Source organism: Bartonella alsatica, assembly GCF_013388295.1.
In the GTDB taxonomy this organism is placed as follows: domain Bacteria; phylum Pseudomonadota; class Alphaproteobacteria; order Rhizobiales; family Rhizobiaceae; genus Bartonella; species Bartonella alsatica.
The window spans coordinates 698,973-715,437 of record NZ_CP058235.1 but is presented as its reverse complement, the minus strand read 5'-3'; the positions used below and the strand labels follow the sequence as shown (position 1 = coordinate 715,437).

Sequence of the window (16,465 nt, the reverse complement as noted above, 5' to 3'; positions counted from 1 at the left end):
CCTAATGTTCTTTTAATCGCTCAAGTTCTTTGCGAAACTAGCTTCGCTATATGACTTGCCAAGCTATTAAGCTCTTCTTTGCCGCTTTTAGCGTGGTCAGTAGTTATGATAATTTTTTTCTTGCCAATGGGTTTGTTCTTCGCTCAAACTTTCTAAAACGGCTGCTTCTATGTCTGCTTGCCAATCTTCTGCTTGCCAATCTTCTGTTTGCCAATCAGCAGGCAGACGTTGTCCTTTGGGTATTGCCGTGCGTCTTTGCGCCTTGCGGCATGAGGCCGGTGTTTGGTTTGTGGGAGATGGGATGAGATCCGTGGAAGAAGGTGCGTTTTTTGTATTTGCAGGAAAGCGCATAGGGTTATTGAGGTTCCCTGGTGTGCGGGTAAAGCTTTCTCTGTGTGTTGAAAGGCTTTTGGCTTTGTTGTTTGTTTCAGGAGTGTGGTTTGTGGCGGAGAGGGTATGATTTGTATTTGCCTGCAAGCTTGCGGTGGGGACAATGTTTGCTCGTGAATAGGATGCATTACCCGTATGAGTCGATGCGGTGGCGGTAAGGTTTTGGACTTGAATGTGTGTGACGGGGACGTGTGTGACGGGGACGTGTGTGACGGGGACGTGTGTGACGGGGACGTGTGTGACGGGGACGTGTGTGACGGGGATGTGGTTTATTGGGAAGGGTGATAGATTCGTGCAGGTATATGCGTGGTTTATGTTGGTCTGTAAAGTCATAGGGTTGACTAAGCTTGCTGGTGAATGAGTCGTGATATTTCTGTTTTCCAGGGTGGCGACAATATTTTGCGCCTTGCGGCATGTGGCGGAAAAATTCTCTTTTTCACCTTTTGGACTAAGTGTGATGGGAGAAAATACACTGGATGTGGGGAAAGAAGAAAAGCTTGTCGTTTTCTGTCCTTTCTTCTTCTTTGGCTCAATCAAAAAAAAATTCTTTAAAATTATACTCATATTAGTTCGTGTGGTAGTTTATAAGGCTGCGGTAAAGGGCATCATTTTCGCTGTTAGGCGGTGATAGGCGACCAGGAGAGGAAAAAATAGCAAGTCTTTCCTGATGTTCTTTTAACCGCTCAATCTCGCGGCGAAACCAGTTGCGCCATGTGGCTTGCCAATCTACTTTAAGCGCTTCTTTGCCGCTTTTAGCATGCCAATAGTCGCGAAACTTCTTTTCTTGCCAACGGGCTTGTTCTTCGCTCAAACCTTCCAAAACGGCTGATTCTATGTCTGCTTGCCAATCAGCAGGAAGACGTTGTCCTTTGGGTATTGCCGTGCGCCTTTGCGCCTTGCTGCATGAGGCCGGTGTTTGGTCTGTGGGAGAAGGGATGAGATCCGTGGAGGAAGATGCGTTTTTTGTATTTGCAGGAAAGCGCATAGGCTTATTGAGGTCCCCTGGTGTGTGGGGAGAGCTTTCTCTGTTTGGCAGTGTAGTGGGAAGGCTTTCGATTTCATCTTGTTTGCTGGGTGTAAGCGAAGAAGATTCATTGAAGATAGGGGCACTCCAGAGATTTGCACATGTCGTTTCCGAGTTTCTCTCCTTTTTTGTCTCAATCAAAAAAAATTGCTTTTGTGAAACACCGTTAGGTGTTTCCTTTTCTTCTTCCTTCTGAGATTCTGAGTTTTGTTTATCATCTCTTCCACACTTGTTCAGCAGCTGTTGAATCTCAGTATTGATTTTCTTACGTTTTTTTGCCGAAGAATGACCCGCAAAGGATTTCTGTTCAAGTAATTTTGTTCGCTCTTGAAAGACATTTTCGCAACGCTTATTCCATAAACCATTCGCTAAATTTAAAATCTTACCTTCTTCTATCAGCATTTCTAAAACATTTATAAAAGTTCGCTTGTCACAGCCGCAAAGACGCGCTAAACGTTCTACCGATAGTTCTAGAGGACGACCGCGTGCATACATTTCATTGAGAAGAATCGTATAAATTCCAATTTCGTGAGCACGCATACCACGTACTCCCCCTAGAAAATCATTCTGATACCAACAAACATAAGGAAGCCTAGAAGATTCATAGTGAGGAGTTGCTTGTTGATTGGTGTGTTTCATGATTAGATCCATTTTCTTCTTTTTTAGATTTCCATTCATAGTAAAACTGGGAACAGCATTTTATGCATTTATTGGCTTGTGATGCATTTATTGGCATTAGATTAAAGTTTTTACTTTTGAGTCAAAATGTTACGATTTTGTTGCGTTTTTTTCTATTAAATGAGGACTCTTTAGGTGTTTCTTGATGAAGTCTAGTAAGTGATTGGACGTGCTTTAAGTGCGTGCAACCTTATACAGTTTGAGATTGCATAGATGGCAAAGGTTAAATAGTACAATACTTCTTCTAAGCACATGGGTTTCCGGGGGTACCTTTTTGCATCCTTTGGGGTGATTAGAGTGTTTTTTGATTCGAAAATAAACTTTTTTCCCCCTTTAAAAGTGAATTTTTCTCTTAATTTTATCCTTTTTGGAGGATAATGCAAGCTCGTTTTACAGAAAGGACGTGTTTTTTAAAAAAGATACGCTATATGGTGAGACTATGAATATCAATGGTTGGCGGCATAGATTAAGTGCTGCACTTGAAAAAAGTGGCCGGTCAAAAAGATCTATTTCTCTTGCAGCCGGTAAAGGTGCTGGGTACCTTCATTCTATTCTCACTGAGGGAAAAGAACCTACAATTGAATCTCTCTCGCGTATTTGTCACGAAATTAATATCAGTATGAATTATATCCTCTACGGACAGGAAGCAAGTTTTGAAGATAAAGAATTTATAGATCTTATTTCAAAGCTTTCTCCTGAGGAGAGACAGGCGATTTTAACTCTTTTACGGCGATCAACCCCCGAAGCATCAAAATAAGTTCTTTTTGTGTCTTTGAATCGAGCGTGCGCCAGTATTGTATCAATTTTAAATCACTCATTTTAGCTCTCCTGTCTGTTTGGTTGCGTGGATTAAGAACAAATAGAGAACAATACAAGGACACCGGATGAGAAAGAGAGGGTAAGTTTTTATTCGCATATGTCCTTTGAACGTCGTAAAGGCTAAAAAATGTCTTTTATTAAGGATAAAATAATTTGACATCTCTCCCATAGAGGAGATAAGACTAACGGTATATTCGGCCTTGTCAAGACAAAGCTGTATTTTATCAACTATCGAAAGGGGGGAAATTATGAAAAATATTCCATTCGTTAAAGAGGATGAAGTTATCATTATTCTCTGTGAAGATGAAAAGAGTGATGCCTATGAAGGTCCACTCGATCAAATCGAAGAAGTGCTCGAACTTATTGAAGAGTACGAATCTGTCTATAGACTCTTGCGTCTTGATCTCACAACACTTCGTGCAGAAGATGTTAGTGAACAACTTGCTGATATCTATATCGCAAATCATGAAGTTGACGAACAAAATAGACAACTTCAGCCTTTCATTTTTAATAGTGATGCCTACCACGCTTATCTAGATAAAAAAGTTGCGCATGATCATGAAGATAATTTCTATGGTTCTTACGAAAAACAGCATCGTTTGCGTCCATGTGATGTTTTAACCGATTACTGGTGGTAAGTAATCATGGCAAGTTATCTTAGGACTTTTTATCGGGGAATTCCTCTGTACTACGCTGGAAATACTAAAAACACAATTAGGCTCGAACCACAAAAATGTAATGCTATCCTCTTCAGATCGCGAAAGGCTGCAGAGTGTACTGCGAAAAACTTAGCGGAAGAATATTTCCGAAATGATTTTTCGGTTGTGCAACAGTATGATTGAGGGGAATTTTAAGCCGATAAATAGAAGAATTCAGCCTGCAAGTCTTTGTTGGGGGCAATGTTGGAATTGCTTTTGCTATTCCGGCAGCGACAGCAAAACAGGTTGTGCAGCAACTTATCGAAAACGCTTCGGGTGCTCTGTGTCATGGCCGTTGGGGAAAGGAGGCGCTATGTTTTGAGAGGAGAGATTATAGGGGTGGATGATTTAAGGGGAGGTAGGGTTTGGAAAGCACTTGGGGGTGGGGAGGCTAAAACGCATCAAGTAAACACGCTTATGGACAAATATTTGGGAGGGGGCGTTTGATAAGGCGGAGATGTCGATGGGGAAAACTGGTTGGGGCATGGGGATGGTACATCGTTGAGGGGGGAATTTTAAGCCGATAAATGAAGAATTCAGCCTGCAAGTCTTTGTTGGAGGCAATGTTGGAATTGCTTTTGCTATTCCGGCAGCGACAGCAAAACAGGTTGTGCAGCAACTTATCGAAAACGCTTCGGGTGCTCTGTGTCATGGCCGTTGGGGAAAGGAGGCGCTATGTTTTGAGAGGAGAGATTATAGGGGTGGATGATTTAAGGGGGAGGTAGGGTTTGGAAAGCACTTGGGGGTGGGGAGGCTAAAACGCATCAAGTAAACACGCTTATGGACAAATATTTGGGAGGGGGCGTTTGATAAGGCGGAGATGTCGATGGGGAAAACTGGTTGGGGCATGGGGATGGTACATCGTTGAGGGGGGAATTTTAAGCCGATAAATGAAGAATTCAGCCTGCAAGTCTTTGTTGGGGGCAATGTTGGAATTGCTTTTGCTATTCTGGCAGCGACAGCAAAACAGGTTGTGCAGCAATTTATCGAAAACGCTTTGGGTGCTCTGTGTCATGGCTGTTGGGGAAAGGAGGCGCTACGTTTTGAGAGGAGAGATTATAGGGGTGGATGATTTAAGGGGGAGGTAGGGTTTGGAAAGCACTTGGGGGTGGGGAGGCTAAAACGCATCAAGTAAACACGCTTATGGACAAATATTTGGGAGGGGGCGTTTGATAAGGTGGAGATGTGGATGGGGAACAACTGGTTGGGGTATGGGCATAGAAATGAAATAGAAAAACTGATTAATGGAGGGGCAAAAAGTGTTTGAAAAATCAAAAAGAAACAATCGAAAGTTTTTTACAGTAAGTGAAAACCATTTCTCAGAAACTGTAAAAAAGGTCAAATTTGATTAATGACAAAATGTTTCAAAAAAAGCGTGAACTTCAGAAATAGTAAATATTTTAAAGAGACGTGAGGGGCTTAATAAAAAAGTACCTCAAAAATAAAAGGATATAAAATATCATGTCAATCATCATCGATTGTATTCAGGGAACGGCTGAATGGTACCAGGTGCGTAATGGCTTGATCACGGCTTCTTTGTTTGAAATGGTTATGGCACAAAAAAAGCAGGGGCAAAAAACTTCAAGATATCATTCTGTTATGATGAAACTTGCTGGAGAAAGAATCACTGGAAAAACCGTTGATGAGGGAAAAACGCTTTCTATGCGACGCGGAACAGAATTAGAACCAAACGCACGGCAGCTTTATGGAACACTCACGCATACAGAGCCTGAATGCATAGGATTTGTTTTAGCCGATGACCGTATGAAAGGCTTTTCCCCTGATGCTTTTATTGGAACAAACGGATTATTAGAAATTAAAACAAAAAAACCGGAAATCCTCATTCCTCATTTCTACCAAAGGAGTTTTCCTGCAGAGCATAAAGCACAATGTCAGGGAGGATTATGGATTGCACAACGCGAATGGGTGGATTTAATGCTCTATTGGCCTGATATGCCGCCTCTGATTAAGCGCGCTTATCGTGATGAAGTTTATATTCGGAAGCTTGAAAGTGAAATTAATCGTTTTAATGAGGCCTTAGAGGTTATGGTTCAGAAAATTAAGTCTGCTGCCATAGAGTTTAGCATGAGAATGGAAGATGTTCTAGAGAAGCGTGTAACTGGGAGGCAGGCAGTGAGGATTGGAGCTATAATGGGAGAGTGATAAAGAAAAGACTTGGTCGAAGAATTGTAATAGGTCAGGGAAAAAACAGGAGAGGGATATCAGTTACTGTTCAACATAGACTAAACCGGTTTCACACAATGGAAGCATTAAAGCACTGTGAAAGTAGGCGCTGGTAGGATACTATAAAAGAGCTAAAAAGGTGAGGTAGGTGTAACAGTGTGGTGAGTGAGGGGATGGAAAAATATTGTGTGCAGTGGTGCTGCGAGAGAGGATTGAACTCTCGACCTCTCCCTTACCAAGGGAGTGCTCTACCACTGAGCTACCGCAGCCCTTTTCAATGTTTGCGCTGTCTTGTGCCATATTGTCATAAAATAGGCAAGAGAACATTTATGCATTCTTGAAAGAAAACCGCTCTTGCGTCATGACGTACATTTCTTATACAAAAGTTATGAGTTGCTTGAAAAAGCTCAACACTGCTTAAAAGGTTGCGCAATGACACAAATACATCAAAAACAAGAAAAAATTAAACACAAAGATGAAAAAGAAAAACATCGCCAAGAAAGACTGGCTCAACAATTGCGACAAAACCTGAAACGTCGAAAAGAACAAAGTCGAAAAAGAGCGCAAACAGAGTTCTAAAAAATGCCTCTTACGGCATCTTTGCAACCATAATTCTCAATGTTCGTTATGATATTTGAGATGTGTTCTAATATCATCGGTTTCGTTCTGAAATCATTATAAAAATATCTTCTCAAGGGGATAAAACCTTTGAAAAGGGAAACTCAAAGGGAAAAGAGATAAAGCGTTATGGATTCTATTCAAATTATTGGTGGGAAAAAACTTAAAGGGACTATTCCTATCTCAGGGGCAAAAAATGCCGCACTGCCTCTGATGATTGCTTCTTTACTCTCCGAAGAAACTCTTACTTTAGATAATGTTCCTCATTTGGCCGATGTTGAATTGCTTATTCGTATCCTCAATAATCATGGGGTTGGATATGCTGTCGATGGGCAAAAAGTTAACAACGATGATGGGAATTCAAGAACAATCCATTTTACTGCTCAAAAAATAACGACAACACGTGCTCCATACGAATTGGTCAAAAAAATGCGCGCAAGCTTTTGGGTGATTGGCCCTCTGGTTGCACGTTGCCGGGAAGCCTACGTGTCTCTCCCTGGGGGTTGTGCTATCGGAACAAGACCTGTCGATTTTATTCTCGAAGGACTCAAAACTTTAGGTGCACGTATCGCCATCGAAAATGGATATGTTCATGCTAAAGCTCTAAGGGGATTAAAAGGGGCACACTACCGTTTTCCTAAAGTCACTGTCGGTGGAACCCATGTTATGCTCATGGCCGCTACAATGGCAAAGGGAAAAACTGTCCTCGATAATGCTGCTTGTGAACCAGAAGTCGCAAATCTTATTCGAACACTCAACGCTATGGGCGCAAAAATAGTGGGTGAAGGAACATCAACACTCACTATTGAGGGCGTCAAAAAACTTAAAGGCGCTAGAATATCTGTTATTGCTGATCGAATCGAAGCCGGAACATACGCAATGGCCGTTGCTATGACAGGTGGTGCTGTATTTCTCAAAAATGCAAACCCTAACCATCTTATGAAAGTGCTCAAGGTTCTTCAAAAAACCGGACTCAATATTCAAATAGAACCTAACGGAATTTATGTTACACGAAATCCTCGACAAACAAAAATAATACCCGTGGATATCAAAACAGGTCCTTATCCCGCTTTTCCAACCGATCTCCAAGCTCAATTCATGGCGCTGATGACACGAGCTCAGGGAACTTCTCGTATTACAGAAACAATTTTTGAAAATCGTTTCATGCATGTTCAGGAACTCATCCGTTTGGGTGCTCACATAAAGCTCGATGGGCAGACAGCAACCATTCACGGAACAGAAAATCTACAAGGTGCACAAGTCATGGCTACCGATTTACGTGCTTCTGTCTCTCTTGTTATTGCCGCCCTGGCCGCAAAGGGAGAAACCATCGTTAACCGCGTCTATCATCTTGATCGCGGGTTTGAGAGGTTGGAAGAAAAATTAGCCCAATGTGGCGCTATCATTCAACGGATAACAATTTAATGCTCTTTCGCCGATATCTTTTTAGGTTTTGCCTTTGCAGTTAGCCCTTGTGGGTGACTTTATTAGAGCAGATACTTGGTGTGGTTTCTTGAGAAAAACTTTTTCGTAATATGCTGTTTTTAAAAAGCTTTTCGCTATCTAATCCTTCCCATTCTATTATTCTTCTCAGAAATTTCCTTGGGGTATTTGCTTTAAAGATTTCGCTTTTTAATGCTCTTTCGCCGATATCTTTTCTTTCGCCGATATCTTTTTAGGTTTTGCCTTTGCAGTTAGCCCTTGTGGGTGACTTTATTAGAGCAGATATTTGGTGTGGTTTCTTGAGAAAAACTTTTTCGTAATATGCTGTTTTTAAAAAGCTTTTCGCTATCTAATCCTTCCCATTCCATTATTCTTCTCAGAAATTTCCTTGGCGTATTTGCTTTAAAAATTTCGCTTTTTAAGATTTACCTTCAGAAACTCCTTTGAAGAGATTCTTTGGGGAAGGCGTGAAGAATCCTACTACTCAAAAAGCAGCACCGATAAAATGATGTGAAAAGTGTTACCAAAAATCTGGAAGTTCAGGCTTTAAATGAGGACCAATCCGCACCGCCGAAACTTTCTCTGCTAAACCAGTGCGGTCTGAAAGCTCAACTGCTAAGCCGCAAAGAGTTGCTGGTCCTTGTGCAGGTTCATAACGATTCTGTTTCTTCTTATAAAGAAATCGGTGTAAAGGCTCTTCTTTATCCATGCCTATAGACGAATTATAATCTCCGCACATTCCTGCGTCTGACAAATAAGCACTACCGCCTTCTAATATCTGTGCGTCAGCCGTAGGAACATGGGTATGCGTTCCTACAATAACACTGACACGACCATCAAGAAAATGCCCAAAACATTGCTTTTCACTCGTCGTTTCTGCGTGAAAGTCGAAAATAATTGCGTCTGCCTGTTCCATCAAAGAACATGAAAACAAAATTTTTTCAGCTGTTTCAAAGGGATCATCCGCTTTGCACGGCATAAAAACACTTCCCAAAAGATTTGCAACAAGTACACGAGCCCCATTCTTTGCTATAAAAATATCAGAGCCTCTTCCAGGAGTTTCTTTTGGAAAATTGGCTGGACGTAAAAAACGATCGCTTACATTCGCATAACGAAATGCTTCTTGGCAGGAAAAAGCGTGGTTGCCAGTTGTTACAACATCAACACCTGCTATTAAAAGATCCTGATAAGTCTCCTGCTTGATACCAAAACCACTAGAAGCATTTTCTCCATTTACGACAACAAAATCAAGTTGCCACTTTTTAATCAGTTTTGGAAGCTGATCAAAAATAGCCATACAGCCCGATGTTCCGACAATATCGCCTAAAAATAAAAAACGCATAGGCGTTTTAATCACACTTTAGCCTTTTAATAAACCTTTTTCTGTAAAAATTCCTTGCAGAATAAGATCATGTTTTGCATGAGGAATGCATTCAACTTCCTGACACGAAAAACCTAAACCTAATAAATTAATGTGATGTCCTTTCTTTTCAAGAGATTCAACAACACGATCATAATATCCTCCCCCATAGCCAAGACGGTGACATTGACTATCAAACGCTGAAAGTGGAACAATAATAAGGTTCGGTACAACAACTGCATTTTCTGCACCAGGCCCAAGTGTTCCAAAACGCATCGGTTCTAACACGGTCTTTGGGGTATACGCACGAAAAACCATAGTGGTAGAATCAAGCACTGCTGGTAAAGCTAAACGTCCACCACGTAACGCTATAGCCTTAAATAAAGGACGGGGATCGATTTCCGATTTGATTGGCCAATACCCTGCCAAAATGAGGCGTGAAAAATCTTCTTTCTTTTCTTCAAGGCTATGAATCAAGTGAAAGCAGGCGCGTTGGGAAAAAACAGCACGTTCTTGTGGCGAAAGGGCAGAACGATGCAATAGGCCCCTCTGGCGTAGCTGTTTCCGGATTAAAGTAGCAGATTGCGGGTACTTTGAGTTTTCTGTCATTATCCCGTTAATTATTCTGTAGATTGCCGTAAATGCAACAAATAAAGTTTTCTAATCCATCAAAATGTTGTTGAATCTCTTGAAAAATATAATAGCGACTTGCTTTACTTAAAAAAAGTATAGAATCATTTGTTGTATCTATACGAAAAAAGGATGATCCACGACAGCCGATGGAAAAAGTTGATCCCGGGAACCTACAAAATAGGTGGGCGCCATATGAAAAAGCCCACGGGCTTTATCAGGGACAGCTCCCTTGGAGATCACTAAGGTCTCAGGAATGCGTTATTTCCTGTCGAGAAGCGCAGAACACCCTCTTTTAATATAAAATAGTTTGTGATTTTCTGCTAGATATAAAATGATTTCAATGCAGTTTCTTGGACCAGTCTCTTTGGTGGAGGGCTTGGGGAAAGAGGGTGGTTTTTCTCATTCAAAGCTATTTGTTTAACTTCAAGGCGCTTTTGAATTTTTTGCATTTGCGGATAATATTCAAGTGCTTTTTTATAAGCTTTGATGGCAAGTTGTGGTGGCTGTGTCGCTTCCATGGTAACTCCAAGCGCAAAAAATGCTATGTAATTGCGCGGTTCAAGTTCTAAAGCATGGTTAAGGTCAAGCATGGCAAGTTTGAAATCACTCAGTTGAATATGAATCCAGGCACGTCTTACCCAAGCTTGAAGCATAGGTGGGTAAAAGAGCGAGGATATTGTCAATATAATCAAGAGCAAGTTAAAGAGATTGTGGTGATTGTTCCTCTAAGAGAACTTCAAGGCGCTTTTGAAGTTTTTGCATTTGCGGATAATATTCAAGCGCTTTTTTATAGGCTTTGATGGCAAGTTGTGGTGGCTTTGTCGCTTCTATGGTAACTCCAAGCGCAAAAAGTGCTATGTAATTGCGCGGTTCAAGTTCTAAAGCATAGTTAAGGTCAAGCATGGCAAGTTTGAAATCACTCAGTTGAATATGAATCCAGGCACGTCTTACCCAAGCTTGAAGCATAGGTGGGTAAAAGAGCGAGGATATTGTCAATATAATCAAGAGCAAGTTAAAGAGATTGTGGTGATTGTTCCTCTAAGAGAACTTCAAGGCGCTTTTGAAGTTTTTGCATTTGCGGATAATATTCAAGCGCTTTTTTATAAGCTTTGATGGCAAGTTGTGGACGCTGTGTCGCTTCCATGGTAACTCCAAGCGCAAAAAATGCTATGTAATTGCGCGGTTCAAGTTCTAAAGCATGGTTAAGGTCAAGCATGGCAAGTTTGAAATCACTCAGTTGAATATGAATCCAGGCACGTCTTACCCAAGCTTCAGCATAGGTGGGTAAAAGAGCGAGGATATTGTCAATATAATCAAGAGCAAGGCCATAATTGTCCGCATTAATAGCATTTTCAGCCCATGACATTAATAGATCAATCGTCTCACTACCCGATTGTGACCATAAACGCTGAAGCTGCTCGCTTATCTTTTTGGCTTTAGAAACATTCGCACAAAATTTCAATTCTTTGAGTAGGCGTAAAATTTCCGCCTCTTTGCGCTGTTTAGCCCTGTCACTATAAGAAAGGAGACTTGAGTCTAAATCTTCAAGAATAATTGCAGATGAATCAGGTATAGCTGGTGTTGAAGGAGGGGCGTTGGGTATGAGATCATCCAGCGGTAAAAGAAGTTGTGGAGAAGGATCGTCTTCAGGTAGTGAAGGAGGCTTTTGCCCATATCCTGGAGAAACTGAACAAAAACTGCCTACAAAAATTAAAAAAAAACAAAGAATGCAAAAAATTTGCCGGAAAATACAAAAACTTCGCAAGCATAGAGTTCTTAAAAAAATCAAAAAACCCATAAAAACAAGTCCTCAAACGATAGATATCAAACAATGGACCTGCAACCCAAAACAAATTTTCAAGACATAAATAAAGTTCAACTACCTGCTAAAAAGCAGACACAAAAATTATCAACCCTGGCGCGCTCTAAAACGTGGGTTCGTTTTATTGAGGATATAAACACGACCCTTACGACGCACCAAACGATTGTTACGGTGGCGATCCCTCAGTGCTTTAAGCGAATTTTTAATTTTCATCATACTCACCGTTTATACATATAACACAATGTTATAGCCCCAATATTGTTATAACCTCAATATCACACTTCAACTCTACAATACACTAACCTAATACTATACACTAACCTAATACTATACACTAACCTAATACTACAACAACACTCTTTCTTACAATACTACGCCATGATATTGCGATAGCATTCTAGCACTACATTACATATTTTTTCACTGTGATCGTAAAAAGAAAAATGCATCACTAAATCAAACGAATGCATCAACACGCTTCATGAGCATAACGAATAAGTGAAAATTTTAAAGAAATCTCAGACGCTTCTAACAAGAAATATTCTTTTTGTCAAGAGAAGATCCCTTACAAAATTCCTATGGTACATTACACGCTTCATGAGCATAACGAATAAGTGAAAATTTTAAAGAAAGCTCAAATGAAAAGAAAAAGTGAGAAATATGAGATAATCTGAAAGCTTTTCAATTTTTAATTAAAGAGTCGTTTATGAAGTGTGCTCTCCTATGAAATAAAAACCAAGAAAATGTATTAACTAGAATGAAAAAAGACTTCTATGTGGCTATTGATCTTTTATAATTTATCCTAAGTCATGTGTTGTTTGTAGTGCTAAAGCTTGTGGAGTGTTTATACTAGCTTTCAAGCTTCATAATGAGATTGAAACAAAGAGCATGTCTCTGTTTAGAATTTTGGAAAATATTATGCAAAAACTTATAAGATTATACGGTTGTTTCAGTAATAGATAAATTTAAATTTTGTAATTACATCTTCGCATAAGAATACTCTAGTGAGGAAGGACTTTTCATTATTGTTTGGTGTTTTTTCAGTCATCAATAATAATATCTGTGTCGTTAAAGTAGTCTATTATGTGCCAATTTTATTTAGAGTGATGAAACAATATCATAATATCCCTTGAAATCACCTATTTATTGGAAATCACCTATTTATTGCGGTGATCCCTGCAGGTTATTGAAAGAGGGGGGATGCAAATCAGCTGCTAATAAGCCTCCTTCAACTAAACTGAAAATATATCTTCACTTTTGTGGTGGTTTATTTTTGTCATATGCATATGTAAAAGGCTGCAGGATCTTTACAAATTTCATGATCATCTCTTGATCAAATACAATGAGACTTGTTTTGTTTTTGCTAAATTATGTGTTTTTACAGTGAAGTAAGGGGCGTGAAGGCAATGCTATGCGCTTATAATATCGTATGTACGCAGCAAAAGACGAAATTTGTGAAGTGTGGAAAAGGACTAAGTAAATTGTTAGGGTTTTTAAGGAAAAAATGCTGTTAGATGCCTTTGCAAGGGGTGAATGACAACAAAGGTTTGAGGATTTCTTTAAGCACCGATATGGTGGCATAATTTTGGTGAGCAGAACACGAAGTTTAAGAAGTAGAAAGCTACTCATTTTGGTGAAATCATGAACAAACAAAGTATGTTCGTATAAATGCGTTAATAGCATCAAGATGGTATGAAGCATAATACGAATGCACCGTAAAACCCAATGGCGTATAGAGGTGCTGTAAGTAGATATCTTATCAATTCTTGTAATTTCTCGATAAGTTTAAACTTGTAATTTCTTGATAAGTTTAAACAAAAAGGGGAGAAAAACTGAAAGGGATTGTGGGTTTTTCATACACCAAAAGTAAAATTGTTATACCATGAAGGAAAGTTTTGAGAAAACTTGGGAATTTATAAGAAATGCCCGGTTTCTTAAAAAATGCATTGGGAGATGGGAAGAAGTCCTTGAAATTGTTCTTGCGAAAATACGACTAGAAGGCTTTGTTGTTTTTTCTGTTCCTCCTTCCTTTGTTTATTGTGTGTCGCGGCATGTTTTGTGTGGCGGCATGTTTTGTGTGGCGGCATGTTTATTGTGTGTCGCGGCATTTTGTTGAGTGTTATTACTGTTAAAATTTGGTGGCTGGTCCCGTTAATTGGATGATATGCCCCATTTTACGGCTTGGTTGAACAGTATCTTTCCCATATAAATGGACTGATGTGCGCTCTTGCGTAAGAAAATATTTGTAATCATTGAGATTCTTGCCAAGAAGATTAATCATGTGACAATTGCTATGACGGTATGTACTGCCTAAAGGAAGCCCACAAATAGCTCGGATATGCTGTTCAAACTGTGAAGTTATACACGCTTTTTGCGTCCAATGGCCAGAGTTATGAACACGAGGCGCCAATTCGTTCACTAAAAGACAACCATCTATGAGAACAAAAAATTCAATGCAAAGAATACCAACATAATTTAAGGCATCCATTATTGTTACGCTTATTTCTTGCGCAGTCTTTTGCACGTCAAGCGGAACACGAGAGGGTACAAATGATTTATGAAGGATGCCGTTTTTATGCTGATTTTCAGAGCAATCATAAAAAATGTGTTCTCCTCGTTTTGTACGTGCCGAAAGAAGAGAAATTTCCGATAAAAAAGGAATAATTTCTTCCAAAATTAAAGGTTGTCCCTGAAAAGTGCTTAGAGCTTTGTTAAGCGCTTGCTCATGAGGATGATTCAGCATCATTTGGTTTTTTCCATCATAACCAAAACGACGTGTTTTCAAAAGACCACGCTCACCTAACGCTGAAAGGCCTGAAAGAAGAGAGGGATAATTGTTAACAGCGTACCACGATGCCGTGCGGATACCTTGCTCATGTAAAAATTGCTTTTCAAAAAGTCGATCTTGCGTAATTTCCAGTGCCTTGGAAGAGGGATAAACAGTTTTGGCTTTTTCTACATATTGGACCATTTCAAGAGAAAGATTTTCAAACTCATAGGTAACAACATCACACAGAGAAATAAAATGATCTAATGCCAAATAATCATTATAGGGCGCAACAATGTGGTTGTTTGCTGTTTGTGCAGCTGGGCAATTTGTTTCAGGGCAAAAAATAACCGTTCGAAATCCTAATTCTGCTGCCGCTATGGCTAGCATGCGTGCCAATTGTCCTCCGCCTATTAATCCAATTGTGCTACCTGCAGGTAACATAGTAGATGTGGGGGATGTGCTTGGTGTAGGAGATATGCCTGGTGTGGGAGATATGCCTGGTGTGGAGGATGTGCTCTGGGTAGAAGATATCTCTGGTGTGGGGGATGAGCTTGGTGTGGGGGATGAGCTTGGTGTGGGGGATGAGCTTGGTGTGGGGAATGTGCTTGGTGTGGGAGATATCCCTGGTGTGGAGGATGTGCTTGGTGTGGGAGATATGCCTGGTGTGGGGGATGAGCTTGGTGTGGGAGATATGCCTGGTGTGGAGGATGTGCTCTGGGTAGAAGATATCTCTGGTGTGGAGGATGTGCTCTGGGTAGAAGATATCCCTGGTGTGGGGGATGAGCTCTGGGTAGAAGATATCTCTGGTGTGGGGGATGAGCTCTGGGTAGAAGATATCTCTGGTGTGGAGGATGTACTGGAAGATTTTGTCATTTTAAACCTCAGTTACTGGAGTTTGTGCAACACTGGATGTTTGTTGCTGACGCCAATCTTGTAATCGTTTTGCTAGGTTATCATCGTAAATTGCCATAACTGCTGCCGCTAAAAGCGCTGCGTTAATGGCACCTGCTTTGCCAATCGCTAGCGTGCCAACCGGTATCCCTGCTGGCATTTGCACAATTGAAAATAAAGAATCTTGACCAGATAAAGACTGTGAGTGCATTGGAACGCCAAAAACAGGAAGGGAAGTGAGTGCTGCTAGCATACCAGGAAGATGCGCTGCACCTCCTGCGCCAGCGATCAAAATTTTAAAACCTGCTGTTTTTGCTCCTTTGGCAAATTGATAAAGTCGTTCAGGGGTTCGGTGTGCCGAAACAATATGCGAAATATGAGAAATACCAAGACATGTCAAAATATCCGCACTATGACGCATTGTTTGCCAATCCGATTGGCTGCCCATTAAAATCGCTACATCACATGATTTTTTAGTCATTTTATATCCTTTTCAAGTGTTCAATGCGATTCTTTCTCTTTATTCTGTAAGAGTTTTATTTTTCTTTGCAAAGTCAATTGATAACAGAATGACAGTTTTTCAAGGAAGATTTTAGACGAGCTACAGATTTCATAGATAGACATTGATCGAAATTTGAAAAAATAATGATGACTCTTTTTTTCAATATGATTATGTCTTAATTCTTTACGTAAAACCATGCGTTCTTTTCAATAGAGAAAAATACAATTGGCTGTTGATGAGAGAAAAATACAATTAGCTGTTGATGGCAAGAATAAAAGAACTTTCCCCAAAAAAAGAAGGTTCTTTAAATCATAATAATAAATTTTAAAATAAAATATCCCCTTTCCCAAGTTGTTTTATCGTGATGCATTCTATAGAAGAAGTCTTGTAGAAGAAGTCTTGTAGAAGAAGACTTGTAGAAGAAGTCTTGTAGAAGAAGTCTTGTAGAAGAAGTCTTGTAGAAAAGAAATATTTTAACACTTAGTTGACTCTGTTAGAGAAGCTTTAATGCGTTATGGTGGAAAATATCTAGAAAACGGATCGAGGCATATCCTATAGGATATAATGGATGGAAAGTGGTGCAATCGGTTCAGTATAATGTGGTCAATTAAGTTGGGTCACTAAAAAATTGCA

The 16,465-nt window shown here is 40.0% G+C and carries 16 protein-coding genes, 1 tRNA gene, 1 other RNA gene and 2 pseudogenes; 8 read left to right on the top strand and 12 right to left on the bottom strand.

Annotation, left to right across the window (positions count from 1 at the left end; genetic code table 11):
* Positions 1-96 precede the first annotated feature (96 nt).
* Both HWV54_RS02975 and HWV54_RS02970 read right to left on the bottom strand, forming a co-directional pair.
* Positions 97-927: a hypothetical protein gene (locus tag HWV54_RS02975; RefSeq protein WP_156785835.1), complete on the bottom strand. Its 831-nt coding sequence runs from the start codon at positions 925-927 to the stop codon at positions 97-99.
* Between the two features lie 28 nt (positions 928-955).
* Positions 956-2,053, bottom strand: coding sequence for a YdaU family protein (locus HWV54_RS02970; protein WP_005866875.1), 1,098 nt, complete (start codon positions 2,051-2,053; stop codon positions 956-958).
* Positions 2,054-2,531: 478 nt separating this feature from the next.
* On the opposite strand from HWV54_RS02970, the gene HWV54_RS02965 reads away from it, so the two are divergent.
* The 5 genes from HWV54_RS02965 (at position 2,532) to HWV54_RS02950 (ending at position 5,772) form a co-directional block, all read left to right on the top strand.
* Complete coding sequence (locus HWV54_RS02965) at positions 2,532-2,849, top strand: hypothetical protein (protein ID WP_005866879.1); 318 nt, start codon at positions 2,532-2,534, stop codon at positions 2,847-2,849.
* A 310-nt stretch (positions 2,850-3,159) separates the two neighbouring features.
* Positions 3,160-3,549, top strand: a complete 390-nt coding sequence (locus HWV54_RS02960) for a hypothetical protein (protein WP_005866881.1) — start codon at positions 3,160-3,162, stop codon at positions 3,547-3,549.
* Positions 3,550-3,555: 6 nt separating this feature from the next.
* Positions 3,556-3,753 (top strand): hypothetical protein, encoded by a 198-nt coding sequence (locus HWV54_RS07000; RefSeq protein ID WP_083832381.1) that lies wholly within the window; start codon positions 3,556-3,558, stop codon positions 3,751-3,753.
* Positions 3,754-3,897: 144 nt separating this feature from the next.
* Positions 3,898-4,056 (top strand): hypothetical protein, encoded by a 159-nt coding sequence (locus HWV54_RS02955; protein WP_176953555.1) that lies wholly within the window; start codon positions 3,898-3,900, stop codon positions 4,054-4,056.
* Positions 4,057-5,070: 1,014 nt separating this feature from the next.
* Entirely contained in the window at positions 5,071-5,772 is a 702-nt protein-coding gene (locus HWV54_RS02950) for a YqaJ viral recombinase family protein (protein ID WP_005866883.1), read from the top strand.
* Between the two features lie 215 nt (positions 5,773-5,987).
* Here the strand turns inward: HWV54_RS02950 and HWV54_RS02945 are convergent.
* Positions 5,988-6,062: transfer RNA gene (locus HWV54_RS02945), tRNA-Thr, on the bottom strand.
* A gap of 163 nt (positions 6,063-6,225) precedes the next feature.
* Here HWV54_RS02945 and HWV54_RS02940 point away from each other — a divergent pair.
* Together HWV54_RS02940 and murA are read left to right on the top strand one after the other, a co-directional pair.
* Positions 6,226-6,372 carry a hypothetical protein gene (locus HWV54_RS02940; RefSeq protein ID WP_005866885.1) on the top strand — a complete coding sequence of 49 codons (147 nt, stop codon included), beginning with the start codon at positions 6,226-6,228 and terminating at the stop codon, positions 6,370-6,372.
* Positions 6,373-6,540: 168 nt separating this feature from the next.
* Positions 6,541-7,836: a UDP-N-acetylglucosamine 1-carboxyvinyltransferase gene (murA, locus tag HWV54_RS02935; RefSeq protein WP_005866886.1), complete on the top strand. Its 1,296-nt coding sequence runs from the start codon at positions 6,541-6,543 to the stop codon at positions 7,834-7,836.
* Between the two features lie 538 nt (positions 7,837-8,374).
* Here murA and HWV54_RS02930 read toward each other — a convergent pair.
* The 8 genes and pseudogenes from HWV54_RS02930 to HWV54_RS02890 all read right to left on the bottom strand — a co-directional run bounded on the left by HWV54_RS02930 (position 8,375) and on the right by HWV54_RS02890 (position 14,880).
* Entirely contained in the window at positions 8,375-9,196 is an 822-nt protein-coding gene (locus HWV54_RS02930; RefSeq protein ID WP_040296478.1) for a TIGR00282 family metallophosphoesterase, read from the bottom strand.
* Between the two features lie 18 nt (positions 9,197-9,214).
* The gene (locus tag HWV54_RS02925) at positions 9,215-9,823 is read right to left on the bottom strand and encodes a 5-formyltetrahydrofolate cyclo-ligase (protein WP_005866892.1); all 609 of its coding nucleotides are present in this window, start codon (positions 9,821-9,823) and stop codon (positions 9,215-9,217) included.
* Positions 9,824-9,974: 151 nt separating this feature from the next.
* A non-coding RNA gene (ssrS, locus tag HWV54_RS02920) (6S RNA) lies at positions 9,975-10,134 on the bottom strand.
* A gap of 33 nt (positions 10,135-10,167) precedes the next feature.
* Positions 10,168-10,546, bottom strand: a pseudogene (locus HWV54_RS02915) (tetratricopeptide repeat protein); the annotation flags it as partial.
* Positions 10,547-10,859 (bottom strand): annotated as a pseudogene (locus HWV54_RS02910) (hypothetical protein); the annotation flags it as partial.
* Entirely contained in the window at positions 10,860-11,645 is a 786-nt protein-coding gene (locus HWV54_RS02905) for a tetratricopeptide repeat protein (protein WP_176953554.1), read from the bottom strand.
* 111 nt (positions 11,646-11,756) lie between these two features.
* Positions 11,757-11,882, bottom strand: a complete 126-nt coding sequence (gene ykgO, locus HWV54_RS02900; RefSeq protein WP_040296424.1) for a type B 50S ribosomal protein L36 — start codon at positions 11,880-11,882, stop codon at positions 11,757-11,759.
* 1,915 nt (positions 11,883-13,797) lie between these two features.
* On the bottom strand, positions 13,798-14,880 hold the full coding sequence (locus HWV54_RS02890; protein ID WP_176953553.1) for a 5-(carboxyamino)imidazole ribonucleotide synthase: 1,083 nt from the start codon (positions 14,878-14,880) through the stop codon (positions 13,798-13,800).
* Here HWV54_RS02890 and HWV54_RS02885 point away from each other — a divergent pair.
* Positions 14,816-15,376: a hypothetical protein gene (locus HWV54_RS02885; protein ID WP_176953541.1), complete on the top strand. Its 561-nt coding sequence runs from the start codon at positions 14,816-14,818 to the stop codon at positions 15,374-15,376. The two genes, HWV54_RS02890 and HWV54_RS02885, sit on opposite strands and share 65 nt — an antisense overlap.
* On the opposite strand, the gene purE is transcribed toward HWV54_RS02885, so the two are convergent.
* Positions 15,314-15,811 carry a 5-(carboxyamino)imidazole ribonucleotide mutase gene (gene purE, locus HWV54_RS02880; protein ID WP_005866903.1) on the bottom strand — a complete coding sequence of 166 codons (498 nt, stop codon included), beginning with the start codon at positions 15,809-15,811 and terminating at the stop codon, positions 15,314-15,316. The two genes, HWV54_RS02885 and purE, sit on opposite strands and share 63 nt — an antisense overlap.
* Positions 15,812-16,465: the final 654 nt, after the last annotated feature.

Coding starts and splice junctions, on each gene's coding strand:
- HWV54_RS02925 (WP_005866892.1), bottom strand. CDS start 9,823: ATGACAGAAAACTCAAAGTACCCGCAATCTGCTACTTTAATCCGGAAA.
- HWV54_RS02970 (WP_005866875.1), bottom strand. CDS start 2,053: ATGAAACACACCAATCAACAAGCAACTCCTCACTATGAATCTTCTAGG.
- HWV54_RS02885 (WP_176953541.1), top strand. CDS start 14,816: ATGGCTAGCATGCGTGCCAATTGTCCTCCGCCTATTAATCCAATTGTG.
- HWV54_RS02960 (WP_005866881.1), top strand. CDS start 3,160: ATGAAAAATATTCCATTCGTTAAAGAGGATGAAGTTATCATTATTCTC.
- ykgO (WP_040296424.1), bottom strand. CDS start 11,882: ATGAAAATTAAAAATTCGCTTAAAGCACTGAGGGATCGCCACCGTAAC.
- HWV54_RS02905 (WP_176953554.1), bottom strand. CDS start 11,645: ATGGGTTTTTTGATTTTTTTAAGAACTCTATGCTTGCGAAGTTTTTGT.
- HWV54_RS02930 (WP_040296478.1), bottom strand. CDS start 9,196: ATGCGTTTTTTATTTTTAGGCGATATTGTCGGAACATCGGGCTGTATG.
- murA (WP_005866886.1), top strand. CDS start 6,541: ATGGATTCTATTCAAATTATTGGTGGGAAAAAACTTAAAGGGACTATT.
- purE (WP_005866903.1), bottom strand. CDS start 15,811: ATGACTAAAAAATCATGTGATGTAGCGATTTTAATGGGCAGCCAATCG.
- HWV54_RS02965 (WP_005866879.1), top strand. CDS start 2,532: ATGAATATCAATGGTTGGCGGCATAGATTAAGTGCTGCACTTGAAAAA.
- HWV54_RS02950 (WP_005866883.1), top strand. CDS start 5,071: ATGTCAATCATCATCGATTGTATTCAGGGAACGGCTGAATGGTACCAG.
- HWV54_RS07000 (WP_083832381.1), top strand. CDS start 3,556: ATGGCAAGTTATCTTAGGACTTTTTATCGGGGAATTCCTCTGTACTAC.
- HWV54_RS02890 (WP_176953553.1), bottom strand. CDS start 14,880: ATGTTACCTGCAGGTAGCACAATTGGATTAATAGGCGGAGGACAATTG.
- HWV54_RS02940 (WP_005866885.1), top strand. CDS start 6,226: ATGACACAAATACATCAAAAACAAGAAAAAATTAAACACAAAGATGAA.
- HWV54_RS02955 (WP_176953555.1), top strand. CDS start 3,898: ATGGCCGTTGGGGAAAGGAGGCGCTATGTTTTGAGAGGAGAGATTATA.